Origin of the sequence: uncultured Pseudoflavonifractor sp., assembly GCF_944387805.1 — a bacterium.
Taxonomy (GTDB): domain Bacteria; phylum Bacillota; class Clostridia; order Oscillospirales; family Oscillospiraceae; genus Pseudoflavonifractor.
Window position 1 is genome coordinate 1 of the sequence record NZ_CALXGI010000027.1, and the last position, 20,599, is coordinate 20,599.

Consider the following 20,599-nt stretch of genomic DNA (forward strand, 5'->3'; position numbering starts at 1 on the left):
CCCCTTTAGGGGTATTGTCTGTATTATGCCCTTATAGGGCTTAATCAAGCCTCCGGCTTAGCCGGAGGTTGTGACTAGGAACTTTTGCCGACAGAAAAGAAATGACGCTCCGCCCCAGGGTCAGGGTAGGAGACAGCCCCGTGGCCGTCAAGGTCCAGGTCAAAGCTGCTCTCGGCAAGGGTCAGATCCCCGTTGTAGATAATCTCCACCTCCAGAGACTCCAGCGGCGGGCTGTCCGCCAGCGCGGGGGCAAAGTCAAAGCCGTAGGGCGCGCCGGAGACCCGGTAGCCGTCCTCGTCCGTCTGCAGCGTTCCGCTGGGGGTGCAGTACTGAGAAGCCTCAATGACCACATGCCCTCCCGCCGGGATGGTCACTTCACAGGGCCAGAAAAAGAAGCGGAGCATACCGGACACGTTGTAGAGCAGATCCTCAATCCGGGTGAAGGCACTGTCGTACTCCCCATCGAACAGGCCGCGGAACATGCCGCCGGCCGTGGCGGACAGATCCCTGCCGCTGACATAATTGAGAATCAGATCGCACAGGGTCCGGTGAAGTGTGCTCTCGGTGTAGAGCAGGCTGCCGTCCGGCTGATAGTAGAAGTCCTTCACGCAGTCATAGAGGGCGTTGCCCAGCAGGCCGTCCTCCAGGGTGCCTGGGGCGGTGTATGCCACTTCGCCGGTCAGCTCCGGGACCGCCTGGGTGCAGGAGCCGTCGGTATAGCCGGCGACAGGGCCTATCTCCAGCGTGCCGCCCACCACAATGATGCGGTGGAGCCCGCTGGCGTTGTCGTTGAGAGAAAAGCTGTACCGGCGGCTGAGGCCGTCCTCGGAGAGCGGCTGATAGCCCTCCATGCCGTAGACAAAGACCTGGGCATCCGGGTCGGAGAGGGTGCACTCAACGGACAGGGTGGCCGCCCAGGGGTCGTCCAGACTGTCCCGGACGGCCTCGTAGTTCTCCTGAGGCACGATGTCGTACACCGCCGCGGGCTCATCCCGCAGGGTAATCTGGGGCATGGCCTTGGCCCCGGCCATGGCGTCGCCGCTGTCCATGGCGTCCCGGTAGTCCTCCCAGGCGGTGAAAGTCCCGCTCCAGCTGTCGCTGGTGCCGGGGAAGAGCGCGCCGCCCACCAGGGGCACGGTGCCCGGGTCCGGCGTCAGGGGCACGCCGTCAATGGTAATGGAGGGCAGGCTTTTGGAGGCGGTGAGATTGTTGGCCTGGGGGTACCAGAGGAGAAAATACTGCTCTGTGCTGCCGGTGTTCTGCACCACGTACCGGTCGGTCACACGGGGAGTGGGGGTATAGCCATCAAATCCCTGGGCATGGAAGAGATCGTCGGTAAAGTCAAAGGTCAGCTTCCGCCAGACCTTCAGGCCGGAGCTGTCCCCGTCCGCAATCAGGGGAAGAACAGGGGGATTGTACCAGTCAAAGCCCACAGTGGGCTCCGCCTGGGTGGGGCCGGTTACGTCGGTAAGGGGGGCCTGTTCCTCCGTGTACAGAGGGACGTAGCACAGGTAGATCCACTGGTCATCCTCACTGTCCCGCGCTGGGTCCCAGTCGGGGTTTCGCTCATAGAGCTCCAGCCCGGCGCCGTTGATGACCCCCTTGTGGTCCTCCCAGAAGGCGGTGTCCGCCCGGAACATGGTCTCCGCTCCCCGGGGCAGGTTCTCCACCCCCAAAGCCGCCTCGGGCAGCTCCGTCACGGCGCTCAGCTTGCTGCCGTCAAAGGTGAAGAGGGCGGCGGTGCAGGATTCCTCCCGCCCCTGATAGGTGGTGAAGTTGCTGCAGAGCAGATACCGCTGGGCGGCATCCTCCCAGGTATAGAGGTCCCCGTGGTCTCCGCCGATGACAGTGACCGGCGCTGCCGGTTCCTTGCTCTGGTTGTCCAGGACGCCAAGTATCAGGTTTCCCAGTCCGCCGGCATGAGCCTCGGCGGTATAGCGCAGAACGCCCAGAGTGCTGCCCTCTCCGGGAATAGAGCAGAGCAGCTCCCAGGTGTCGCCGGGCTGGGCGTCGGGATACTGGGCCGCCAGCAGTCCGGCCAGTTCCTGGTCCGGGATGGAGGTGACGGAGCTGGTGGACACCGGGGGCGTGAGGATATCGCCGCCTAGGTGGAGTCCCCGGAGAAGGGTGGGAAGCGCTGCGGCCAGGGCTGCAACCAGCACCAGGCAGGCGGCCAGGGAGAGCAGCCTGCCCAACCGGAAGGAGCGGACGGTCCGCCTCCCGGGGAGGGAGGTGATCCGGCGGCGCAGGTGGTCGGGGGTGTGGAGGGCCTCCACCTCTCTGATATAATCCCGCTTATTCATTGTCAAACCCTCCTATCATCCGTTTCCGCAGGGCTTCCCGGCCCCGCCGCAGCCAGGAGAGGGCCGTGCTGGTGGTGCCGCCCATAATCTGGGCGATCTCGGCGGCGGTGTAGCCCTCAAAATAGTGGAGATAAATGGCGTTCCGGTAGCGCTCGGGCAGGCGGCGCACCTCCTCCAGCACGGAGCCATCCTCCTGCTCGGGAGCGGGCAGAGCCTCGCTGAGGGATACCTCCCGGCGGCTGCGGAACAGGTTCTTGCACCGGTTCAGAGTGCAGCGGATGAGCCAGGCCTTCAGGTGCTCCTCGTCGGCGAAGCCCTTGCGGCAGGTGAGCAGCCGCTCAAAAACCTCCTGGGTCACGTCCTCCGCGTCCTCCGCCGACGGGGCGTTGTGGATCGCTACCCGGTAGACCGTGTCCATATAGTGGTCGCAGGCGTAGGAGAACGGGCTCTCCTGCTGGAATTGTCCGTTCATAGGCTTCCTCCTCCTTTCATCTCTAACACACCTGAGGACAGCCGATTATTGCAGGCCGAAAAAATAATTCTTTATTTCGCTGTTGGAAAGTTTACAAACCGTTCACCGGAATTTCAGGTTGGTTTCAGTCTTGACTGCTATACTGTTTCCACCCTGAGACAGAAAGGAACTTTGACTATGCGGAATAAATGGATTCCCGCGGCGCTTGCGCTGGCAATGCTGCTCTCCTGCGCCGCCTGCACGAATAGCGAGAAGGAGGAGGCCCAATCTCCCGCGCCCACCCAGAGCGCCGCCGCCCAGAGCGGCGGGACGGAGGAGACCGCTGTGGTCCTCTCCGACGAGGCGGTAACAGTGGACGGCCAGGCTGCCTCCACCGATCCGGCCTCGGCGGTCTATATAGGGGCGGACATTGTCTACTATGAGGACGGCCACGACGAGACCTACGGCGAGGGCACCGCTGAAGAGGCCCATTCCGCCGAGGAGGCCGCCGCCCATACGGTGGTCACCATCACCCAGCCCGGTACCTACCGGCTCTCCGGCACTCTCTCCGCCGGACAGGTGGCGGTGGACCTGGGGGAGGACGCGGAAAATGACCCGGACGCGGTGGTCACCCTGATTTTGGACGGGGTGGACATCACCTGTACCGTGGCTCCGGCAGTTATTTTTTACAACGTCTATGAGTGTGGCAGCAAGGACACGGAGACCGCCTCCCCCACAGTAGATACCTCCGCCGCCGGCGCCAACGTGATTCTGGCCGACGGCTCGGTGAACACGGTTACAGGCTCCCATGTGGCCCGCATTTATAAGGAGGGGACGGAGAAGAAGCTACACAAGTACGACGGCGCGTTCTACTCCAAGATGTCCATGAACGTGAGCGGAGAGTCGGACGAGTCGGGCACGCTCAACATCATTGCCGACAACGAGGGCCTGGACAGCGAGCTCCACCTGACCATCAACAGCGGCAGCATCTTTATCACCGCCCAGAACGACGGCATCAACACCAATGAGGACGGCGTGTCGGTTACCACCATCAACGGCGGGCGGCTGTCCATCAACGCCGGCCTGGGGGCGGAGGGGGACGGCATCGACTCCAACGGCTATCTGACCATCAACGGCGGCGAAGTGGTGACCGTGGCCAACGGCCAGTCCGGCGACGGCGGCATTGACTCGGACAGCGGCATCTACCTCAACGGCGGCAGCGTCCTGGCTCTGGGCAGCCGGAACGATGCTGTGGAGACGGACTCCAGCCAGGCCTATATGGAGCTGTCCTTTGCTGGCGAGCAGGCAGCCGGAAGCAGCATTGTCATCAAGGACAGCGAGGGCAGCGAGCTGGTCAGCTACACCGCCCAGCGGGTGTTCTCCTCTCTGACCTACACCGATGCCTCCCTCGCAGACGGGGCCACTTATACCGTCTATGTGGACGGAGTGCAGCAGCAGTTCACCGGCCACAGCTTTGGTATGGGCGGCGGACGGCCCCAGGGCGGGCAGCAGCCGCCTGAGAATATGGGAGAGCCCCCCGAGGGCATGGAGAACCCCCCTGAGAATATGGGAGAACCGCCCGAGAACATAGGGGAGCCGCCGCAGGACGGCGAAGCGCCGAAGGGCGAGCGCCCGGACCGGCCCGAGGGGGCGGAGGGCGACGGACAGCAGCCGCCCCAGCCCACCGACGGCGGGGACCGTCAGCCGCCGGACAACGGAATGAACGGCGGCGAGACAGCTGAGCCCTCCACCGAGTTCACCCTCTCGGCGGATATCCACAGCTTCTCAGGCGTAACCGGCGTACAGAGCGAGTAAAACAGAGCAGCGCCCCCGGACTTGGGTTCGGAGGCGCTGCTTGCTTTTACAGGGCCTGTGCGACGGCCTCGGCCACCCGAATGCCGTCCACAGCGGCGCTCATGATGCCGCCGGCATATCCGGCCCCTTCGCCGCAGGGGTACAGGCCCCGGACGGGGGACTGGAGGGTGTCGTCCCGGAGAATGCGCACCGGGGAGGAAGAGCGGGTCTCCACACCGGTGAGCACCGCATCAGGGGCGGCGAAGCCGTGGAGCTTCCGGTCAAAGATGGGCAGGGCGGCCCGAAGGGTGCCGGTCACAAAGCCGGGCAGGCAGCGGTCCAGGTCGGCGGGAGTGACGCCGGGCCGGTAGGTGGGTTCAATGCTGCCCAGCTTTTTGGAGGGGACGCCCGCCAGGAAGTCCCCCACGGTCTGGGCCGGGGCCCGGAAGTCTCCGCCGCCCACGGTAAAGGCGGCCTCCTCCCACCTGGCCTGAAAAGCGGCGCCCGCCAGAGGGTGGCCGCTGCCGTAGTCGGCAGGGGAGACCCCCACCAGGAAGCCGCCGTTGATGAGGGCGCCGTCCCGGGCCCGGCAGCTCATGCCGTTGGTCACCAGCCGCCCCTGTTCCGACGCGGCGGCCACCACCGAGCCGCCGGGACACACGCAGAAGGTAAAGGCGCTGCGGCCGTCGGGCAGGTGGCAGGAGAGCTTGTAGTCCGCCGGGGGCAGCTGTTCCCAGGCAGGACCGAACTGGGCCGCCGACACCGCCGCCTGGCTGTGCTCAATGCGCACGCCGATGGCAAAGGGCTTGGGGACCATGGGCACCCCGGCGTCCATCAGCATCTGGAAGGTGTCCCGGGCAGAGTGGCCGGGGGAGAGCACCAGGGCGTCGCAGGGCAGGCCGTACTGGCCGGTGGGACCGTCCACCGTCAGGGATGCCACCCGGCCGTCCTTCAGCCCCAGGCCGGACAGCTTATGGCCGAAGCGGACGTCGCAGCCCAGGCGGATGAGCTCCAGACGGATGGTTTTCACCACATCCCGCAGCACATCGGTGCCGATGTGGGGCTTGTGCTGGTAGAGAATGTCCTCCGGGGCGCCTGCCATGGCAAGGGTGCGGAGCACAGTGGAGATGCGGCTGTCGTGGGTGCCGGTGGTCAGCTTGCCGTCGGAGAAGGTGCCCGCGCCGCCTTCGCCGAACTGGACGTTGGAGGCCGGGTTGAGCACGCCGGTGGTCCAGAACCGTTCTACGTCGGCGGTGCGCTCCTCCACCGGGCGGCCCCGCTCCAGCACAATGGAGGGGACGCCATTTCGGGCCAGATAGAGGGCGGCGAAGAGTCCGGCGGGGCCCATGCCCACCACCACCGGCGGCAGCGGGGAGGTCCGGCGCACCGGCGGAAAGGCATAGGGGGTATTCTGGTGGAGGGAGACGTTTTTGTCCCGGCAGCGGGCCATGACCCCGGTCTCGTCAGCCAAGGTCACATCCACGGTACAGACATAGTGGACGTCGCTCTTCTTCCGGGCGTCGATGGACTGCCGGGCCAGAGAGAGCCGGGCGATAGCGTCGGGCTTTACGCCCAGAATGCGGGCGGCTTTCTTCTTCAGCTGCTCCTCACCGCCGCCGATGGGCAGGGGGATGTTTTGAATTCGAATCATAGTACCTCCGTATGGAAGCGCCGGACACCGGCCGGACGCAATAAAAAATGGTATAATGGCTGGAATACAGCCATTATACCATTGCAGTGGGGCGGACACAACCCGCCCGAACCCGAAGGACTCAGACGCAGACAGGGTAATTGCCGGTGAAGCAGCCGTCACAGAAGCCGCAGCTGGCCTGGGGCGCAATCTTGTGCAGGCCCTCCAGGCTGAGAAAGCCCAGACTGTCGGCGCCGATGATATCCTTGATCTCCTCCACCGAGTGATGGCAGGCGATGAGATTTTTTCGGTCTGGGATGTCGGTGCCGAAGTAGCAGGGAGCGATAAAGGGGGGTGCAGAGGAGCGCATATGGACCGCCGTGGCCCCCGCCTCCCGCAGCAGGGAGACGATCTGCCGGGAGGTGGTGCCCCGGACGATGGAGTCGTCAATCATGACCACCCGCTTGCCCGCCACGCAGCTGGCCAGAGCCCCCAGCTTGATGCGCACCGCCTGCTCCCGGCTCTCCTGGCCGGGGGTAATAAAGGTGCGGCCGATGTACCGGTTTTTCACCAGACCCACGCCGTAGGGAATGCCGGAGGCCTCGGCATAGCCCATGGCGGCGTCCAGGCCGGAGTCAGGTACGCCGATGACCACGTCGGCCTCTGCCGGGTACTCCTGGGCCAGCAGGCGGCCCGCGTTCCGCCGGGCCTCGTGAACCGACTGGCCGCAGAGCACGGAATCGGGGCGGGAGAAGTAGATGTACTCAAAAATGCACATGTGGCTGGAGGAGCCCACGCAGTTTTCCCGGATGGACCGGACTCCCTCCGGGCTGGCCACCACAATCTCACCCGGCTCCAGCTCCCGTTCGAATTTGGCGCCCACCGCGCTGAGAGCGCAGGTCTCGGAGGCGAAAATCACCGCGTCTCCCCGGCGGCCCATGCACAGGGGCCGGAAGCCCCAGGGGTCCCGGGCGGCGATGAGCTTCTGAGGGGACATGACAATAAGAGAAAAGGCGCCCCGCAGACCCTTCAGAGCCTGACAAACCGCCTCCTCGGCGGAGGGACAGCGCAGCCGCTCCTGGGCGATGGCGTAGGCGATGAGCTCGGAGTCGGTGGTGGTCTGGAAGATGGCGCCCCGGTACTCAAAGGCGGTCCTCAGGTCCCCGGCGTTGACCAGATTGCCGTTGTGGGCCACGGCCAGGGTGCCCTTGACGTATTTAAGGGTGAGGGGCTGGGCGTTCTCCCGGCGGCTGTCGCCGGTGGTGGCATAGCGCACATGGCCCACAGCCATGGTGCCGCCCAGCCGATCCAGAATTTCTGGGGAGAAGACCTCGCCCACCAGGCCCAGGTCCTTGTGGAAAGACATCTCGCGGTCTTGGATGGCGGCGATGCCGCAGGCCTCCTGCCCACGATGCTGGAGGGCAAAGAGTCCGTAGTAGGTGGTGCGGGCGCAGTCTCCGGCAGGGTCCAGTACGCCGAACACGCCGCATTCTTCATGGATGGACACGAATGATACTTCCTCTCTCAAAAGGGATGGGGGATAGCGATGAAATTTGTCTCAGAACACGGCAATTAGCCCTCTGACAGGCCGGTTTTCCCGAAAATCCTGGCAGGGACTTCCGGGAAAACGGCGCTGCCGAGAGGGCAAAAGCCGTCCGCCGAAGCGGTTCTATATATTCGGACAGGTCCGATTATACGTAGAACAGAAGGTCGCGGTAGGTGGGGAAGGGCCAGTGGGCGCGGTCCACAATCAGCTCCAGCTGGTCGGCAATGGCGCGGGCGGCCTCCATGGCGGGAAGGACGGCCTCGGCGCAGTAGCGGGCGCTCTCCTTGACGCCGTCGGGCACGGCCGCCACAACCTTATCCAGCGCCTCGGCGCGCTCCATGAGGGCGCTGGTCTTGTCGGTGATGGTGCGGACCAGGGCAACCTCGCCCTCGGCGGAGACGCCCAGAGACTTCTTTACCGCTGCGCCCTGGGCCACCTGGCTGGAGTAGGAGATGCAGGCGGGGATAATCTGCTTGCGCAGGATGTCCAGAGAGGTTCTGGCTTCGATGGTGATGGTCTTGGCGTACTCCTCCAGGGCAATCTCCTGGCGGGAGTGAATTTCCTCCAGGGTGTAGATGCCCTGGGAGGTGAAGAGGTCTACATTCTTCTGGTCGTCGAAGTGCTCCAGAGCCTCGGGGGTGTTGTGCAGATTCATCAGGCCCCGGCGGGCAGCCTCCTCGGGCCAGTCGATGCCGTAGCCGTTGCCGTTGAAGAGGATGCGGCTGTGGGCGGAGAGCTCCCGGCGGACCAGAGCGGAGAGAGCGGCGTCAAAATCCTCGGCCTTTTCCAGCTCGTCGGCATAGAGCTTCAGGGACTCGGCCACGGCGCAGTTGAGCATTACATTGGGGCAGGCAATGTTGAAGGAGGAGCCGGGCATACGGAATTCAAACTTGTTGCCTGTGAACGCAAAGGGGGAGGTGCGGTTCCGGTCAGAGTTGTCCAGGGGAATGGGAGGCAGGGCGGTGACGCCGATGTCCATGATGCCGGGGGTGGCGTCATTGTGGGCGATGCCGCGGATGAGGGAGTTGACCACGTCGGACAGCTCGTCGCCCACGTAGACGGACATGATGGCGGGAGGAGCCTCGTTGCCGCCCAGGCGGTGGTCGTTGCCCGCGCTGGCCACGGAGATGCGCAGCAGATCCTGGTACTCATCCACGCCGCGGATAACGGCGGTCAGGAAGAGGAGGAACTGGGCGTTGTCCATGGGAGTCTTGCCGGGGTCCAGCAGGTTTTCGCCGGTGTCGGTGGACAGGGCCCAGTTGTTGTGCTTACCCGAGCCGTTAACCCCCTCAAAGGGCTTCTCGTGGAGCAGGCAGACAAAGCCGTGGCGATCGGCCACCTTCTTCATCACCTCCATGGTCAGCTGGTTCTGGTCAGTGGCCAGGTTGGCAGTGGTGAAAATGGGGGCCATCTCATGCTGGCTGGGGGCAACCTCGTTGTGCTCGGTCTTGGCGTAAATGCCCAGCTTCCACAGCTCTTCATCCAGATCGGCCATGAAGGCCTTGACACGGGGCCGGATGGAGCCGAAGTAGTGGTCCTCCATCTCCTGGCCCTTGGGAGCGGGTGCGCCGAACAGGGTGCGCCCGGTGAGGATCAGGTCGGGACGCTTGGCGTAGTCGGCCTTGTCAATGAGAAAGTACTCCTGCTCGGGGCCCACGGTGGCGGTGACACGGCGGACCTCCTTGCCAAAGAGCCGGAGCACCCGCACCGCCTCCCGGCTGAGCACGTCCATGGACCGGAGCAGGGGGGTCTTTTTGTCCAGGATCTCGCCCCGGTAGGAGCAGAAAGCGGTGGGGATGCACAGGGTGTCGTCCTTGATGAAGGCGTAGGAGGTGGGGTCCCAGGCGGTGTAGCCTCTGGCTTCAAAGGTGGCCCGCAGGCCGCCGGAGGGGAAGGAGGAGGCGTCGGGCTCGCCCTTGATGAGCTCCTTGCCGGAGAACTCCATAATGCCGGTGCCGTCTCCGCAGGGGGAGAGGAAGGCGTCGTGCTTCTCAGCGGTAACGCCGGTCATGGGCTGGAACCAGTGGGTGAAATGGGTGGCGCCTTTCTCCACGGCCCAGTCCTTCATGGCGGAGGCCACCACATCGGCCACCGCGGGGTCCAGGGCCCTGCCCTCCTTGATAGTGCGGCACAGGGCGCGGTAGGCGTCCTTGGTCAGGCGCTCCTTCATTACGGACTCATTGAACACCATACTGCCAAACAGCTCGGGAATCTTCTTCATAACGCTCACTCCTTGAATTGAAACCTTGGAATTATGCAAAAGGCGCCGCGGCGGATGCCGCAGCGCCTTTGCTGCCATGTTATGGAAATTAAAAAGCTGGGGGAAGAGGGCCGTCAATGGCCTGTTCCGGCGCCTTTGCCGGTGCTGGCGTAAAATGCCTCTACTTCGGCGTCCTCTCTGGACAGGCCTTTCTCCTCATACTGGGCGATGGCGTGAAGCATCCGGTCGTAGTCCCGGGGGAGAATCTTCTTGAACAGAGGGAGGTAGTGATCAAAGTCGGCCAGAATGGTCTTGGCTTTGGGAGAGCCGGTAGCCGCCGCGTGGGCCTGGATAAGGGAGCGCAGCTCCTCGGCGTCATATCGCTCGGTCACCGGGTCCATGGATACGAGTTCTTTGTTCAAACGCAGGTACAGGTCCCGCTTCTCGTCCAGCACGTAGGCCACGCCGCCGCTCATACCGGCGGCGAAGTTCTTGCCGGTGGGGCCCAGGATGACCACCCGACCGCCGGTCATGTACTCACAGCCATGGTCGCCCACGCCCTCTACCACGGCGGTAGCGCCCGAATTGCGGACGCAGAACCGCTCGCCGGCCACGCCGTTGAGAAAAGCCTTGCCGCTGGTGGCGCCGTACAGGACCACATTGCCCACCAGAATGTTCTCTGCCGGGTCGAAGCGGCTGCCTCTGGGGGGATAGACCACCAGCTTGCCGCCGGACAGGCCCTTGCCCAGGTAGTCGTTGGCGTCGCCCTCCAGCTCCAGCGTCACGCCGGCGGGCAGGAAGGCCCCGAAGGACTGTCCGCCGCCGCCGCGGCAGCGGATAAGGAAGGTGTCCTCAGGGAGGCTGTTGCCGTGGAGCCGGGTGATGTCGGAGCCCAGAATGGTGCCCACGGCCCGGTCGGTAGAGGACACCGGCAGGGGCAGCACCATGGGCCTGCCTTCGGGCAGGGCGTCGCCCAAGGTGGGCTCCAGAATCTTCAAGTCTACAGTGTTCTCCAGATGGAAGTCGTAGATATCGGCGGGATTGAACCGCTGGTCAGGCTGCCCGGAGTAGGGATTGCGGAGAATGGCGGACAGATCCACCGTGGCGGCCCGGGGATTGGCCGCGGGGGTGTGAATGGTCAGCAGATCGCTGCGGCCCACCAGCTCATCCACAGTGTGGACGCCCAGCTTCGCCATATACTCCCGCAGCTCCTGGGCGATAAACCGCATAAAGTTCACCACATACTCCGGCTTGCCCTTGAACCGCTTGCGCAGCTCCGGGTTCTGGGTGGCCACGCCCACGGGGCAGGTGTCCAGATTGCACACCCGCATCATCACGCAGCCCAGGGCCACCAGGGGAGCGGTGGCAAAGCCGAATTCCTCGGCGCCCAGCATGCAGGCGATGGCCACGTCCCGGCCGGACATGAGCTTGCCGTCCACCTCCAGCATGACCCGGGTGCGCAGGCCGTTCTGGATCAGGGTCTGGTGGGCCTCGGAGAGCCCCAGCTCCCAGGGCAGGCCCGCATTGTGGATGGAAGTGCGGGCTGCGGCTCCGGTGCCGCCGTCATAGCCGGAGATAAGAACCACCTGGGCGCCGGCCTTGGCCACGCCGGCCGCCACGGTGCCTACGCCGGCCTCGCTGACCAGCTTCACCGAGATGCTGGCCTGGCGATTGGCGCATTTCAGGTCGTAAATCAGCTGGGCCAGGTCCTCGATGGAGTAGATGTCATGGTGGGGCGGCGGGGAGATCAGGGTGACGCCGGGGGTGGAGTGGCGGCACTTGGCGATCCAGGGGTATACCTTCTTGGCGGGCAGGTGTCCACCCTCGCCGGGCTTGGCGCCCTGGGCCATTTTAATCTGAATCTCCTGGGCGCTGACCAGATACTCGCTGGTGACGCCAAACCGGCCGGAGGCCACCTGCTTGATGGCGGAGTTGCGTTCCGGGTCGTGGAGCCGGTCGGGCTCCTCGCCGCCCTCGCCGGAGTTGGACTTGCCGCCCAGCATATTCATGGCCCGGGCCAGGCACTCGTGGGCCTCCTGGGAGATGGAGCCGTAGCTCATTGCGCCGGTTTTGAAGCGCTTGACAATGGAGTCCACGCTCTCCACCTCGTCCAGGGAGAGAGGCTGAGCCGCATACTGGAAATCCAGCAGGCCCCGGAGGGTGTGGGGCCGGGTCTCGTCGTCCACCATGGCAGTGTACTGCCGGAAGACCTCGTAATTGCCCTCGTGGGTGGCCTGCCGCAGAAGGCGGATGGTCTGGGGATTGAAGAGGTGATCCTCGCCGTCTCCGGGGCGCTTGGGGGAGGGAGGCGCCTCATCAAGCGGCGCTTCAAAGGCTTTGGAGTGGTTTCGGTCCACCATGGCCCCAATCTCCTCCAGACCGATTCCGCCCACCCGGGAGACAGTATTGGTGAAGTGGCGGTCAATGACGTCCTTGCGGATGCCCACCGCTTCAAAAATCTGGGCGGACTGGTAGGACTGAAGGGTGGAGATGCCCATCTTGGCGGCGATCTTTACAATGCCGTGGAGCACGGCGGAGTTGTAGTCGGCCACGGCGGTGTGGAAGTCCTTGTCCAGCTTGCCCGACTCGATGAGATCCACGATGGTCTCCTCCACCAGATAGGGGTTCACTGCCCGGGCGCCATAGCCCAGCAGGGTGGCGAAGTGGTGGACGTCACGGGGCTCGGCAGTCTCCACCAGAATGGATACCGCCGTCCGCTTCTTGGTGCGGATCAGGTGCTGCTCAATGGAGGACACAGCCAGCAGGGAGGGGATGGCCACATGGTTCTCGTCCACGCCCCGATCGGACAGGACAATGACGTTGGCGCCCTCCCGCCAGGCCCGGTCCACGGAGAGGGCCAGGTGGTCCAGAGCCTGTTCCAGAGAGGTGTTTTTATAGTAGAGCATGGACACGGTCTCCACCCGGAAGCCGGGCTGATCCATGGCCTTGATTTTCATCATGTCAGTGGAGGTAAGGATGGGGTTGTGGATCTGAAGGACACGGCAGTTGTCAGCGTTCTCCTGGAGCAGGTTGCCGTCGTCGCCCACATACACGGTGGTGTCAGTGACCACTTCCTCCCGGATGGCGTCAATGGGCGGGTTGGTCACTTGGGCGAAGAGCTGCTTGAAGTAGCTGAACAGAGGCTGGTCCTTGGGGTCCAGCACGGCCAGAGGAATGTCCACGCCCATGGCCGCGGTAGGCTCCGCTCCGGTCTCTGCCATGGGGCGGATGGTGTCTGTGACGTCCATATCGGTGTAGCCGAAGGCGGTGCGCAGCCGGACCAGATCCTCGTGGCTGCGCCGCTCTACCCGCCGGTTGGGAATGGGCAGGTCCCGCAGGTGGATCAGGTTCCGGTCCAGCCACTCGCCGTAGGGCTGGCGGGCGGCGTAGGTCTCCTTCAGCTCCTGGTCGGAGATGATGCGCCCCTGGACCGTGTCCACCAGCAGCATCCGTCCGGGCTGGAGGCGGTCCTTGCGGACGATCTCCATGTCGGGCAGGTCCAGCACGCCCACCTCGGAGGAAAGGATGAGCCGCCCGTCGTCGGTCAGGTAGTACCGGGAGGGACGCAGGCCGTTCCGATCCAGCACCGCGCCCACCACGTCGCCATCGGAGAAGAGAATGGAGGCCGGCCCGTCCCAGGGCTCCATCAGAGTAGCATAGTAGCGGTACAGGTCCCGGCGGGCCCGGGAGATATTTCGGTCCTCACGCCAGGGCTCGGGGATGGCCACCATCACCGCCAGCGGCAGGTCCATGCCCGCCATCATCATAAACTCCAGCGTATTGTCCAGCATGGAGGAGTCAGAGCCGGAGGCGTCAATTACCGGCAGCACTTTGTCCATGTCATCGGCCAGCAGGGGGGTGTACATGGTCTCCTCCCGGGCAAGCATACGGTCAGCGTTGCCCCGGATGGTGTTGATCTCACCGTTGTGGGCCATGAGCCGGTTGGGGTGGGCCCGTTCCCAGGAGGGATTGGTGTTGGTGGAGAAACGGGAGTGGACGATGGCAATGGCGGACTCATACTCCTCGCTCTGGAGGTCGGGGTAGAACCGCCGGAGCTGGTGGACCAGAAACATACCCTTGTAGACAATGGTGCGGCTGGACAGGGAGGGCACGTAGGTGCTGCCGTTGGAGTGCTCGAACACCCGGCGCACCAGATAGAGCTTTCGGTCAAAGGCCAGGCCGGGGTCCAGTCCGGCGGGCTTGCCGATAAAGGCCTGCTCAATGTAAGGCATTTTGGCCAGGGCTTTCTGGCCCAGAATCTCAGGACAGACCGGTACCTTCCGCCAGCCCAGGAAGGAGAGACCCTCACGGACTGTGAGCAGCTCGAACATCTTCTTGGCGCGGCGGCGGACGTTCTCATCCTGGGGGAAGAAGAACATGCCCACGCCGTATTCCCGGGGGCCGGGGAGGAAGATGCCCGCGTCCCGGGCGGCGTTGACAAAGAAACGGTGGGAGATCTGGAGCAGGATGCCCACACCGTCGCCGGTCTCGCCGGTGGCATCCTTACCAGCCCGGTGCTCCAGCTTCTCTACGATTTTCAGCGCGTCGTCCACCGTCCGGTGGCTGGGCCGGCCGTGGATGTCCACTACAGCGCCGATGCCGCAGCTGTCATGTTCAAAAGAAGAGGAGTAGAGTCCCCGCTGTCGCTTGGTTTTCATCGTGGTTGCCCCTTTCCGGGCGGACCGGAGTATCTGCTCCAGCGCCGCGCAAGGTGTGTCCGGCCGGGCGGATCGATCACACCTGCCGCCATTGGCCGAAAATAAAAAAGAAGATGCTCCGCCCATTGGGGTCGGAACACCTTCGTTCTCAACTGATAGCGTAAGTATAGGAGCCGAAGCGCCATTTGTCAAGAGGAAATTTTCGCAGGCCGGACATTTGTCCCGGAGCGGCGGAGCCGGAGACCAAAGCCTCCGGCCCCAGAAAATCACTGGATATGGACATGGTTGTGGATATGCTCGGAGCAGTAGCAGTAGTAGCCGTTGCACTTGGAGCAGTAGCGGAACTCCTCGTCGGGGTAGTCGGTGTCGGTCTTGCCGCAGACGGCGCACTTGTGGATATACCCCTTCTGCTGCTGGGCGTGGCGGGTGGCCTGCTTGAAGTTGATGGTCTGGCGGGAGGTCTGGTGTTTGGCACGGCGGAAGGTGCGCGCACAGAACTCCGTAATGTCCGACCAGAAGAAGAGGACATAGTTGAGGATGGCAACAATGGGCGGGATAACCATCACCAGCATGATGGGCCCGTACATCACGGTATACACCAGGCCCTTGCCGATGCCGAAGAGGAAGAAGGCCGCATCAACCCAGGCCAGCCACTTGGCCTTCAGGGGGATGACAAAGAGGAGCAGGATGGTCAGGTCGGGGAACAGGGTAGCCATGGAGAAGAAAAGGGACATATTCAGGTAGTCCGCGCCGTACAGGATGGGGATAGAGGTGGTGAAGCCGCCCAGAAACAGAGACAGAATCAGACTGGACAGGATATTCATCAGCACGCCGGTGCCGTAGAACACGGTGAACTTGGCGCTGCCCCACTCCCGCTCCACCGCGCTGCCGATCCACCAGTACATGTACAGTGAGAGAATGAGCCAGAAGGGATTGTCGTTCAGGGGGATGAAGATAAAGGTGATAAGCCGCCACACCTGGCCGTGGATGATATGGTAGAGATCGAAGACCAGGTAATTGGAGACGGGGAATGGACCGAACTGGTCCAGAATGTAGACAATGGCGGTACCGATGACAATGTACATCATCAGGTTGGGGATGGCCAGCCTGGGATGCTTCCGGCAAAAGCGGTCAAACCAGCTGTCAATGGAGTGCAAGGCAAGTCCTCCTAACAATCAAATTGTGCTGTGCATCATTTTACCCGTTTTTCTTAGCAAAGTAAATAAAAAAATAGCGCAGGGCGCTATTTTTTTACGCCCATACGGCCACGGTGTGGCCGTGGGCTGTGATTTCAAGTCCATGGCGCGGCAGAACGCGCCATATGGACATTTTTTATCGTCCGCGGAAGGCGGACGATAAAAAATCTGTGAACATTCTTCCGCAAAGAGAAAAAGTATGTTAAACTGAAAAAACCGACAAAACACACCTTGAGGAGGCATACGCCATGAGCGTGGTAAAAGATATGTCCCTGGCCGAGTCCGGCCGCAGAAAGATCCAGTGGGTACGGGATTTTATGCCCGCCCTCAGCGGCATTGAGGCCCGCTTTGAGAAGGAGAAGCCCTTTGCCGGGCTGCGGGTGACCGTGTCCGTCCACCTGGAGGCCAAGACCGCCAACCTGGGCCTGGTGCTGGCCAAGGGCGGCGCTGAGGTGCGGCTCACCGGCTCCAACCCCCTGTCCACCCAGGACGACGTGGCCGCCGGCCTGGCCAGCCTGGGCGTGGAGACCTTCGGCGTCCACGGCGCCACGGCGGAGGAGTACGAGGACCATCTGGTCCAGGCCCTGTCCCACAAGCCCCACCTGATTGTGGACGACGGCGGCGACCTGGTCCACCTGCTGGGCGGCAGGCGCTCCGACCTGGCGGAGAACCTCATCGGCGGCTGCGAGGAGACCACCACCGGCATCCTGCGCCTGCGGGCCCGGGAGCGGGAGGGCATCCTGCCCTGCCCCATGATGGCGGTCAACGACGCCAAGGCCAAGCACTACTATGACAACAAGTACGGCACCGGCCAGTCCGTGTGGGACGCCATCATGCACACCACCAACCTCATCGTGGCGGGCAAGACCGTGGTGGTGGCCGGCTACGGCTGGTGCGGCAAGGGCGTGGCCATGAGGGCCAAGGGCATGGGCGCCGACGTGGTGGTCTGCGAGGTGGACCCCTTCAAGGCACTGGACGCCACCATGCAGGGCTTCCGGGTGATGAAGATGGACGAGGCCGCCAGGATTGGCGACGTGTTTGTCACCGTCACCGGATGCAGGGACGTGATCACCCCCGCCCACTTCGCCGTTATGAAGCACAACGCCCTGCTTACCAACGCCGGACACTTTGACTGCGAGGTGGATGTGGCGGGTCTGGCCGGGATGGCGGTGAAGCGGGAGCTGCGCCGGGACAACATCGAGGGCTTCACCCTGCCCGACGGCCGTGTGCTCAACGTCATCGGCGAGGGCCGCCTGGTGAACCTGGCCGCCGGAAACGGCCACCCCGCCGAGATCATGGACATGTCTTTCGCCGTTCAGGCCTTGGCGCTGGAGTGGCTGGCCAAGCATCGGGACGGCCTGGAGAAGAAGGTCTACAACGTGCCCGATGAGATTGACGACCAGATCGGCCGGGTGAAGCTGGCCGCCCTGGGCCTGTCCATCGACACCCTGACCCCCGAGCAGGTGGAGTACCTCAACGGCTGGAAGGCCTGAGCACTTTGTTTCCCCGCCTCCGGAAAACCGGCGGCGGGGATTTTTTGCTTGACAATATCGAACATCGATAATACAATGAGAGCAGAAAGAATAACGATATTCGATATATGGAGGTGGAATCATGGCACGGGAAAAATTCCGCACCCTGACGGAGCAGATGTTCTATATTCTGCTCAGTCTCCAGACCGAGTGCTGCGGCATGGACGTGATGGAGCGGGTGGCGGACATGACCCAGGGCCGGGTAGCGGTAGGGCCGGGCACCCTGTACAACCTGCTGGAGGAGTTCGCCAGGGCGGGCATGATCCGGGAGACCAAGGTGGAGGGTCGCAGGCGGAGCTACCTCATCACGCCGGCAGGCCGGGCGGCGCTGGCGGCGGAGTATGAGCGGCTGGAGCGGCAGGCGGCGGACTACCGGCAGTACCGGCTGAGCGAGGGAGAGGAGGGCGGCCATGGGGAACTTGAAATACAGGCCGGAGCAGTTCCTGTACTATGACGGCGAAGGCATTGCCCGGCATCTGGAGAAGATGGCGGCAAAGGGCTGGCGGCTGGAGAAGATCGGCGCTCTGGCCTGGCGCTATGGCAGGGCGGAGCCTGCCGCAGTGCATTACGCTGTGACCTATTTCCCCGAGGCGTCGGAGTACAACCCCTATCCCACCGACAGCCAGGAGGAGTTTTACGACTACTGCCGGGAGGCGGGCTGGGATCTGGTGACCGAGTGGGACCGGATGCAGATTTTTTCCGCCGCCCGGGAAAACCCCGTCCCCATCGAGACCGACGAGGCGGCCAGGGTGCGGGTCATCCACCGCGTCATGCTGCGCAGCTACATGCCCTCCAATTTGCTGCTGCTTCTGCTGGCGGTGTTCCAGCTGTTTTTCCAGATTAGGAGCATACTCCGGGACCCGGTGGGAGAGCTGTCCCAGTGGACCCCGCTGCTGCTGGTGCTGGCCTGGCTCCTGATTGGCCTGAGTGCCCTGCTGACCATCGGCGGCTATTTGTCTTGGTATCTCCGGGCCCGCAGAGCGGCAGAGACTGGAGGGCGGCTGGAGGGAACAGAGCGGTGGTTCCGGTGGCTGACGGCGGCGGTGTGCGGGTCGGGCCTGGCCGCCATTGTGCCCGCGCTCCTCTCTCTTTTCCTCTCAGGCGCGGTCCGGGTGTTCCTCCTGTGTTTTACGGGGCTTGTAATCATTATGGCGGTGACGGCGGGCATGAAAAACGGCATGAAGCGGCGGGGAGTACCGGGCAGAAAAAACCGGAACATCACCGTGGCTGTCACAGCGGCGCTGAGCCTGCTGTTTGCCGTCACCGTCCCGGTGGCGGTGATCCACTACATCGTCCGCTCCGGCGGAACGGCGGAGCGCCAGACAGACGGCCGGGACAGAATGCCCCTGGTGCTGGAGGACCTGGGGACTCCGGCGAGCGAGGAGTTTATCTATACCTGGGAGAGCCGGAGCTCGCCGCTGGTGTCCTATGGCGCGGCACAGCAGAGAGGGGAGCCGGGGAGCAGGCTGCCCATGCTGGAATATGAGGTGTCCGACGTGTATCTGCCCGCCCTCTTCGACCTGTGCCTGGACGGCTATCTGGACCGCTACGACAATGAATACGGCCGCCTGACAGGGGGGCATTTCCGTCCCCTCAACGACCCGGCCTGGAATGCCGAGGTGTGGCAGGTATGGGACGACGAAGGTCCCTGGCCCTACTATCTGGCCTGCCGGGGCAGCCGGATTGTGTGGCTCATGGCCGACGATTTTTTGACGCCGGAGCAGACAAAAACCGCCTCGGAAAAGCTCTTTGGTGGGACAATTTAGGGAAAGTGTGAATTTGGAGGCAAGAAAGCCGTTGACAAACGGGGAAAATCTGCTACAATACATTTCGCAAAAGTGAATACGCCTTATCAAGAGCGGTGGAGGGAACGGCCCGATGAAGCCCGGCAACCTGCGCGTGTCGCAAGGTGCCAAATCCGGCGAGAGAATCGAAAGATGAGGATGGACTGACTCCATGCGCTCCGCCGGACAGCGGAGCGCTTTTTTGTTCCTGTCTCATCCCCGCGGCAAACACAGAAAGGAAGAATGTTACTATGGCACACCGTTTCTTTACCTCCGAGTCTGTTACGGAGGGACATCCCGATAAGATCTGCGACCAGATCTCCGACGCGGTTCTGGACGCTATTCTGGAGAAAGACCCCCAGGCCCGGGTGGCCTGTGAGACCACCGTCACCACCGGCCTGGTCCATGTGATGGGCGAGATCTCCACCCACTGCTATGTGGACATCCCCCACATCGCCCGCCAGGTCATCCGGGAGATCGGCTATGACCGGGCCAAGTACGGCTTTGACTGCGACACCTGCGCGGTCCTCACCTCCATTGACGAGCAGTCCCCCGACATTGCCATGGGCGTGGACAAGTCCCTGGAGGCCAAGGAGGGCGGCGCGGACGCCGAGCTGGAGAACGGCGCCGGCGACCAGGGCATGATGTTCGGCTACGCCTGCGACGAGACCCCCGAGCTGATGCCTCTGGCCATCTCCCTGGCCCACAAGCTGGCCTACCGCCTGGCTCAGGTCCGCAAGCAGGGCCTGGTGCACTACCTGCGGCCCGACGGCAAGAGCCAGGTCACCGTGGAGTACGATGAGAACGGCGTGCCCGTCCGGGTGGACACCGTGGTCATCTCCACCCAGCACAGCGCCGACGTGTCCCTGGACCAGATCCGCAAGGACATGGTGGAGCTGGTCATCAAGCCCACCATCCCCGCCAACCTGCTGGACGAGAACACCAAGTACTATGTGAACCCCACCGGCCGCTTTGTGGTGGGCGGCCCCCAGGGCGATTCCGGCCTGACCGGCCGCAAGATCATTGTGGATACCTACGGCGGCAGCGCCCCCCACGGCGGCGGCGCCTTCTCCGGCAAGGACCCCACCAAGGTGGACCGCTCCGCCGCCTACATGGCCCGCTACGTGGCCAAGAACGTGGTGGCCGCCGGCCTGGCCAAGAAGTGCCAGATCGAGCTGGCCTACGCCATCGGCGTTGCCCACCCCGTGTCCGTCCTCATCGACACCTTCGGCACCGGCACTGTCTCCGACGAGGCCCTGTCCGCCGCCGTCAGCAAGGTCTTTGACCTGCGGCCCACCGCCATCATCCGCAAGCTGGACCTGCGCCGTCCCATCTACCGCCAGACCGCAGCCTACGGCCACTTCGGCCGCACCGACGTGGATCTGCCCTGGGAGCGCACTGACATGACCGAGGCCCTGAAGGCCGCGCTGTAAAACCCCCGGAACGGGAAGAAAAGCGTAGACAAAGGCAGAACTTTACGGTAAACTATAGGGGCAGACGCCATG

General features: G+C 63.6%; 12 protein-coding genes and 1 riboswitch. Of the genes, 5 read left to right on the forward strand and 7 right to left on the reverse strand.

The genetic code is table 11. From position 1 onward, the window contains the following. Positions 1-74: 74 nt before the first annotated feature. A complete protein-coding gene (locus tag Q0K06_RS08190; protein WP_294550988.1) occupies positions 75-2,303 on the reverse strand; it encodes a hypothetical protein in 2,229 nt (742 codons plus the stop codon). Further along, positions 2,296-2,775 (reverse strand): RNA polymerase sigma factor, encoded by a 480-nt coding sequence (locus Q0K06_RS08195; protein ID WP_294550990.1) that lies wholly within the window; start codon positions 2,773-2,775, stop codon positions 2,296-2,298. Before Q0K06_RS08195 ends, Q0K06_RS08190 begins: the two co-directional genes overlap by 8 nt. Before the next feature lie 177 nt (positions 2,776-2,952). Between Q0K06_RS08195 and Q0K06_RS08200 the strand changes: the two genes are divergently transcribed. After that, the gene (locus tag Q0K06_RS08200; RefSeq protein WP_294550992.1) at positions 2,953-4,569 is read left to right on the forward strand and encodes a carbohydrate-binding domain-containing protein; all 1,617 of its coding nucleotides are present in this window, start codon (positions 2,953-2,955) and stop codon (positions 4,567-4,569) included. Between the two features lie 46 nt (positions 4,570-4,615). Here Q0K06_RS08200 and Q0K06_RS08205 read toward each other — a convergent pair whose 3' ends face one another. The 5 genes from Q0K06_RS08205 to Q0K06_RS08225 all read right to left on the reverse strand — a co-directional run bounded on the left by Q0K06_RS08205 (position 4,616) and on the right by Q0K06_RS08225 (position 15,739). Beyond that, entirely contained in the window at positions 4,616-6,199 is a 1,584-nt protein-coding gene (locus Q0K06_RS08205; protein ID WP_294550994.1) for an FAD-dependent protein, read from the reverse strand. A gap of 121 nt (positions 6,200-6,320) precedes the next feature. Next, positions 6,321-7,685 (reverse strand): amidophosphoribosyltransferase, encoded by a 1,365-nt coding sequence (purF, locus tag Q0K06_RS08210; RefSeq protein WP_294550996.1) that lies wholly within the window; start codon positions 7,683-7,685, stop codon positions 6,321-6,323. Positions 7,686-7,869: 184 nt separating this feature from the next. Beyond that, entirely contained in the window at positions 7,870-9,945 is a 2,076-nt protein-coding gene (locus Q0K06_RS08215; RefSeq protein ID WP_294550998.1) for a glutamine synthetase III, read from the reverse strand. 113 nt (positions 9,946-10,058) lie between these two features. Continuing rightward, positions 10,059-14,582: a glutamate synthase large subunit gene (gltB, locus tag Q0K06_RS08220; RefSeq protein ID WP_294551000.1), complete on the reverse strand. Its 4,524-nt coding sequence runs from the start codon at positions 14,580-14,582 to the stop codon at positions 10,059-10,061. Positions 14,583-14,848: 266 nt separating this feature from the next. Next, positions 14,849-15,739, reverse strand: a complete 891-nt coding sequence (locus Q0K06_RS08225; protein ID WP_294551002.1) for a rhomboid family intramembrane serine protease — start codon at positions 15,737-15,739, stop codon at positions 14,849-14,851. A gap of 287 nt (positions 15,740-16,026) precedes the next feature. Here Q0K06_RS08225 and Q0K06_RS08230 point away from each other — a divergent pair, with 287 nt between their 5' ends. The 4 genes from Q0K06_RS08230 (at position 16,027) to metK (ending at position 20,527) form a co-directional block, all read left to right on the forward strand. Beyond that, complete coding sequence (locus Q0K06_RS08230; RefSeq protein WP_294551005.1) at positions 16,027-17,271, forward strand: adenosylhomocysteinase; 1,245 nt, start codon at positions 16,027-16,029, stop codon at positions 17,269-17,271. A 121-nt stretch (positions 17,272-17,392) separates the two neighbouring features. Further along, the gene (locus tag Q0K06_RS08235) at positions 17,393-17,764 is read left to right on the forward strand and encodes a helix-turn-helix transcriptional regulator (RefSeq protein WP_294551007.1); all 372 of its coding nucleotides are present in this window, start codon (positions 17,393-17,395) and stop codon (positions 17,762-17,764) included. Then, positions 17,721-19,076, forward strand: coding sequence for a DUF2812 domain-containing protein (locus tag Q0K06_RS08240; protein WP_294551009.1), 1,356 nt, complete (start codon positions 17,721-17,723; stop codon positions 19,074-19,076). Before Q0K06_RS08235 ends, Q0K06_RS08240 begins: the two co-directional genes overlap by 44 nt. Before the next feature lie 80 nt (positions 19,077-19,156). Then, positions 19,157-19,254, forward strand: a riboswitch (SAM riboswitch). A 91-nt stretch (positions 19,255-19,345) separates the two neighbouring features. Then, positions 19,346-20,527, forward strand: a complete 1,182-nt coding sequence (gene metK, locus Q0K06_RS08245) for a methionine adenosyltransferase (protein ID WP_294551011.1) — start codon at positions 19,346-19,348, stop codon at positions 20,525-20,527. The last annotated feature ends 72 nt before the right edge of the window (positions 20,528-20,599 follow it).

Coding starts and splice junctions, on each gene's coding strand:
- Q0K06_RS08235 (WP_294551007.1), top strand. CDS start 17,393: ATGGCACGGGAAAAATTCCGCACCCTGACGGAGCAGATGTTCTATATT.
- Q0K06_RS08190 (WP_294550988.1), bottom strand. CDS start 2,303: ATGAATAAGCGGGATTATATCAGAGAGGTGGAGGCCCTCCACACCCCC.
- Q0K06_RS08200 (WP_294550992.1), top strand. CDS start 2,953: ATGCGGAATAAATGGATTCCCGCGGCGCTTGCGCTGGCAATGCTGCTC.
- Q0K06_RS08215 (WP_294550998.1), bottom strand. CDS start 9,945: ATGAAGAAGATTCCCGAGCTGTTTGGCAGTATGGTGTTCAATGAGTCC.
- metK (WP_294551011.1), top strand. CDS start 19,346: ATGGCACACCGTTTCTTTACCTCCGAGTCTGTTACGGAGGGACATCCC.
- Q0K06_RS08205 (WP_294550994.1), bottom strand. CDS start 6,199: ATGATTCGAATTCAAAACATCCCCCTGCCCATCGGCGGCGGTGAGGAG.
- gltB (WP_294551000.1), bottom strand. CDS start 14,582: ATGAAAACCAAGCGACAGCGGGGACTCTACTCCTCTTCTTTTGAACAT.
- Q0K06_RS08195 (WP_294550990.1), bottom strand. CDS start 2,775: ATGAACGGACAATTCCAGCAGGAGAGCCCGTTCTCCTACGCCTGCGAC.
- Q0K06_RS08240 (WP_294551009.1), top strand. CDS start 17,721: ATGGGGAACTTGAAATACAGGCCGGAGCAGTTCCTGTACTATGACGGC.
- Q0K06_RS08230 (WP_294551005.1), top strand. CDS start 16,027: ATGAGCGTGGTAAAAGATATGTCCCTGGCCGAGTCCGGCCGCAGAAAG.